Here is a 4,912-nt window from a genome sequence, read left to right on the forward strand (position 1 = left end):
CATTGTAGAGACGTTGCATGCAACGTCTCTACATAAATGATGGGTTAATACGTTCCCCCTTTAAGCGGACACAATGTAATCCGAATCAATCGCACTCACTTGATTAGCATCCACTAATGCCTGATAAACCATAGCCGCCACCTCCCCACGAGTAGCCGCTTTGGTTGGATCGAGTTTTTTGACATCAGGATGATTCACCACAATTTGTTTTTTCGTGGCTGTAGCGACTTCCTCCTTACCATAGTCAGGAATATCATCGCTATCCTCGTAAAAATCTAAGGCATTATCATCGGATTCTGATAATTCTAATCCATTCACCAAAGACACCAAAACCTGAACCCGTTCAACATTATCTCCCTGGCGGAACATATCACCGGGATAACCAGACAGAAATCCGCCGCGATAGGCTTTTTGAATCACATCCTTTGCCCAAGACTTATCACTAACATCCAGGAAGTTCTTGGCTTCCCGTTTCGGTTCAGGGTCAAAGGCTTTAACCAATAACGCCGCATATTGGGCGCGGGTCATTTTTTCATTGGGTTTAAATGTACCATCACCAAACCCGCTAATTAAGCCTTTGTCGAGTAATCCTTCAATAAACGGTTTTGCCCAGTGTTTTTGGATATCGGGGAATGTTTTGGGTTGGTTATCATCGGGAGTAGCGCTAACAATATAGTCTGAGTTAACTTCACTCACCTGATTGGCATCAACCAGCGCCTGATACACCATCGCCGCCACCTCAGCCCGGGTAGCATCTTTGGTGGGGTCAAGTTGTTTTGTATCCGGATAACTCACCACAATTTCTTTCTTCGTTGCCGTGTTGACTTCATCTTTGGCATAATCCGGAATAGCGTCGCGATCGCTATAGGTACTCAACACCGTCTCATCGCTTGCTGATAACCCCAATCCATTCACTAAAGACACAATCACTTGCGCCCGTTGCACATTATCATTGGGTTTAAAGCTATTGTCAGGAAAACCCGATAGAAATTCGCCGCGATAAGCCTGTTGAATCACATTCTTTGCCCAGAAATCATCAGCAACATCGGTGAAATTTATCCCATCCCGTTTAGCCGAGGGATTAAAGGCTTTCACTAATAACGCCGCATATTGAGCGCGGGTCATTTTGTCATCGGGCTTAAATGTACCATCTGAAAAGCCACTAATTAATTCTTTGTCAAGTAATCCTTGAATAAAGGGTTTTGCCCAGTGGTTTTGAATATCCGAGAAGCTATCCGGTGGTTGACCTCCATCATCATCATCTCCATCATCATCATCGCCCCCATCGCTGATACTGCCTTCAATTTGAACTGATCCACTCACTTGATTACTCGTCAACTGATTTCCCCAAGACACCAGGGTATTATCACTAGAGTTGAGAATCGCAAACTTGCCGTTGTTGCGAAAAATATTATTACCCGGATCATCTTGACTTTTACCTAAATCGGGTTCAGCATTACCTGTCACAGCAATACCGTCTTCTTCATTATCTTCAATAGTGTTATTTCGCAAGACGGGCTGAGAATTTTCAGAAACCCCAATTCCAAAGCGGTTTTCAGAAATAAGATTATCTACAACTCGCGGCGTCGCCTCGCCATCAATACTAATACCGTAACCTGCTCCTTTACAGGTATTATCTTTAATTTCTCCTTGAGCCTTTTTGGTAAAGGAGATGCCATTCCCACCGTTATCAATAAAGTCATTATCAACAACGTTAGGTTTAGCGGTTCCGGTAGCTAAAACCCCTTCGCGATCGCATTCAGTGAAAGTACAATTAGCTATAGTCGGATCAGTCGATTCTATCCAAATCCCTGTGCCGCGTGTGGCTTTATTCGTCACCGTGACACCGCGCACTTCTGTTGTATTTTCCAGTAAAAGGGTTATATTTTGTTGAGCCAGCGTGGGGCTAATATACTCGCCATTCCCTTCAATTACAATACCATCGCCTTTATTCTGTTCATTGCCTACCAGTTTAACCCCAGATGGGACTTGTAGTGGGAAAATCTCGCCACTCGTCGCATTATAGGTTCCCGCCGCCAGTTGGATGGTTGTATCAGCTTGGGCTTGTTGCAGGGCTTTGGACAAGGTTTTAAAGGGAGCAGATTGATCACCCGCTGCGCTATCGTCTCCGGTAGCAGGATTAACGTAAAGAGTTTGAGCCATAATGTAATCTATCTATCGAAACAATAATTGGAGTATTGACTTGAGATAATGGTGAATGTTTCCCAGCGTAAGCTCAACTTGTAGCCAAAATCATCCTTCATTAGGATGAAATATAGCTACTCACGGTTCCTGAAAATGACATACTTTTAACCTTCAAATCACCTTCTCAACTTAATTTGAGAGACGTGCGGGTTAAGTGGTTTCTGCCAAACCGGAGTCAGCTTGCTGATGGGACGGTTTGTTAGTCGTGGCTGATTTACAATCGGCTGTGCTGGTTTGGGATAAGGATATAGAGGGATGTGCGATCGCGGTTAAAGGATTCTTGGCGATGATTTGATCGGCTCGCATCCCTTACTACGATCACGGCGCTAGAATGAATATAGCTTGACCTCCCGGAAAACAATGGCTTTAGAACCCTGTAAGGTGTGTGGTTCCCTAACTAGCACGAATGATGAAATTTGCATGATTTGTGGCTATCCGGCGAAAGGACGCCCGAAGACGATTTGGTTAAAGTGGATTGCGCTGATTCTGGCGCTGGCTATTGGTTTACCTTTAATTATCGCTACATTTCAAAATCTCGTGAGTTCAGAGACGCCGATTCAATCCGTACCCTCTGAAAGTAAGTAATACCGAGTTGCGCTCAAACATAGTAGATAGGAAAAGCTGGGGGAGTTGGGGAAGCTGGGGAAGTTACAGCAGTTTGCTCTGCTATGCGGTACATTGTCGATCCCCCTAAATCCCCGTGCCAAAAAAGCGAAGCATCCTTTGGCTTCCCCCTTTTGAAGGGGGACGGGAGGGGGATCTGAAGGGGGACTTTGATCTACTGTACTTTATTACAGCGCAAAGAGCTGTAACTCAAAACTCTACCTTACCTATTACCTATTACCTATTACCTATTACCTATTACCTATTACCTATTACCTATTGCCTATTGCCTATTGCCTATTCCCTGGCGCGTAGCGCTATATCTGCATCTCGATGAGAAGCCGATGAGTTCTCAAAGTTTTCAGTCATAAACTCCGATAACTACCCGTTTGAATGAGGATGTTGAGTCAAATCGATTATCCTCTAGATCCTAATGCACATCTGTGAATGTCCCTACACAAAGCCACTACTCTCTCTATTCTCCGATTACAACAAAAACATAGACAGGATGTATTCGGCTATTGATTCCCGCAACGCGATCGCGAAACGGTTCATCTGAGAGAAGGAGAATAATGATGCATTATCAAAAATACACTGATGAATCCCCAACCCGCTTATCGCGTCTCAAGGTATTCAATAGTACATACGCTCTAGATGAAAAGCAACTGGATGGAAGTTTGCACGATATCTCACTGACTAATCTCGAATCGATTCCTTTCTTTGAATTTATCCCCGCGACACCGAAACCGTCGCCGCGAGTCTTCTGGATTGCAGGTGTGGTGATTCTCTTGGCGGTATTAGGGATAAGTGGCGCGATCGCGTTACCCAGATTTCTCCGGGTGAGTCCATCTCTAGGTGACGCCAATTCTACCACAGGATTAAACTGGCATTCCCCAGACATTGATATCCAGGATGTCAACTGACGATTATCCCTTGCTTACATGAATCAGACGGTAGTCGGGATGAAGGACAATGAATGAACATCATTATTATATTGGTTTACTGCTGATCTTGCTGGTATTCGGGTTTGAACTCCTGGTTCAGTCAGCCGATATAAACAGCGGACAACGAGTGCGATCGCGTGCGTCGCGTCAGGAAGATAGTTTGTTAGTCAGTCGTTGAGATGGAAGGGGATGAATCAGCGTTACTTCCGGCGTTTAGGCGTGAGTCTATTCTGTATATGTCTGGGACTTCTGCTATGGACAAAGTTTCAGCTAACCTTTGATATTGAAGTTCAATCTGTCGCGATTCCGATCAACGCCAAACAGAATTTAATCACTCGCATTTATACGCCCAAAACCACACCGAAACCCCAACCTGTGATGATTTTATGTCATGGGGTGAATGCCAGTAAAGAAAGCATGACGCCTTTAGCGATAGAATTAGCCAGACATGGAATTGCAGCCATTGCTTTTGACTTTGGTGGCTATGGAGAATCCTATTCTTTGGGGATGCAAAATAAATCGATTAACAGTCTAGAAGCCAGTACCGTTGCTGATGCTAAAGCCGTCTTAGACTTTGTGCGATCGCTTTCGCGAAGCCTGTCCGAGGACAGGCTTGCGTCTGAGGATGTATCGCATCCCGCACAGTTTGACGCTAAACGGATTGGAATTGCGGGTCATTCTATGGGCGGAACCACAGCATTAAAATTAGCCCAACTTGAATCTCAATTACAAGCCACGGTTGTTCTGAGTATCAGTGGTTTTGCCACCCCCACAATTCCCCACAATCTCTTTCTGGGTGTTGGCTTATACGAACAACTGAATCCGCCGTCAGAGTTGCGCCAAATGTGGCAAACGGTTTGTCCAGATGGTATTTGTAATAATTTTAATAATGGAACCGCACGTCAGTTAGTTATCTCTGATACAACGGATCACTTTACTGCACCCTACGATCCAAAATTAATCCGTCAAGTCATCCGTTGGACACAACAGGCTTTTGATCTGCCGCTTCAAGACAAGCCTTTAATTGTTCCCTGGTTTATTGTTGGCGGAATTGGTACAGTTAGCGGCAGTATTGTAGGAGGTGTTTGGCTAGTTCTGCGTTGGCAGAATTCAAAGCCTCTCCAAATAAAAAAATATATTCCGCTTCCCTCTCCTTGTAG

General features: G+C 44.7%; 6 protein-coding genes. 4 read left to right on the top strand and 2 right to left on the bottom strand.

What is annotated here, in order from left to right; genetic code table 11:
- Nucleotides 1-60: 60 nt before the first annotated feature.
- Together ACLFWI_RS26655 and ACLFWI_RS26660 are read right to left on the bottom strand one after the other, a co-directional pair.
- Complete coding sequence (locus tag ACLFWI_RS26655) at nt 61-2,163, bottom strand: S-layer homology domain-containing protein (protein ID WP_446415433.1); 2,103 nt, start codon at nt 2,161-2,163, stop codon at nt 61-63.
- Between the two features lie 192 nt (nt 2,164-2,355).
- Nucleotides 2,356-2,511, bottom strand: coding sequence for a hypothetical protein (locus ACLFWI_RS26660; RefSeq protein ID WP_446410540.1), 156 nt, complete (start codon nt 2,509-2,511; stop codon nt 2,356-2,358).
- Nucleotides 2,512-2,565: 54 nt separating this feature from the next.
- Here ACLFWI_RS26660 and ACLFWI_RS26665 point away from each other — a divergent pair, with 54 nt between their 5' ends.
- The 4 genes from ACLFWI_RS26665 to ACLFWI_RS26680 form a co-directional block, all read left to right on the top strand.
- Nucleotides 2,566-2,790 carry a hypothetical protein gene (locus ACLFWI_RS26665; RefSeq protein WP_446383674.1) on the top strand — a complete coding sequence of 75 codons (225 nt, stop codon included), beginning with the start codon at nt 2,566-2,568 and terminating at the stop codon, nt 2,788-2,790.
- Nucleotides 2,791-3,380: 590 nt separating this feature from the next.
- On the top strand, nt 3,381-3,731 hold the full coding sequence (locus tag ACLFWI_RS26670; RefSeq protein WP_446415434.1) for a hypothetical protein: 351 nt from the start codon (nt 3,381-3,383) through the stop codon (nt 3,729-3,731).
- Between the two features lie 49 nt (nt 3,732-3,780).
- The gene (locus ACLFWI_RS26675) at nt 3,781-3,930 is read left to right on the top strand and encodes a hypothetical protein (RefSeq protein ID WP_446387471.1); all 150 of its coding nucleotides are present in this window, start codon (nt 3,781-3,783) and stop codon (nt 3,928-3,930) included.
- An 11-nt stretch (nt 3,931-3,941) separates the two neighbouring features.
- Nucleotides 3,942-4,912, top strand: a 971-nt coding sequence (locus ACLFWI_RS26680; RefSeq protein WP_446415435.1) for an alpha/beta hydrolase, incomplete at its 3' end; no start/stop codon positions are given.

The organism is Coleofasciculus sp., from assembly GCF_046539235.1.
In the GTDB taxonomy this organism is placed as follows: Bacteria; Cyanobacteriota; Cyanobacteriia; order Cyanobacteriales; family Coleofasciculaceae; genus Coleofasciculus.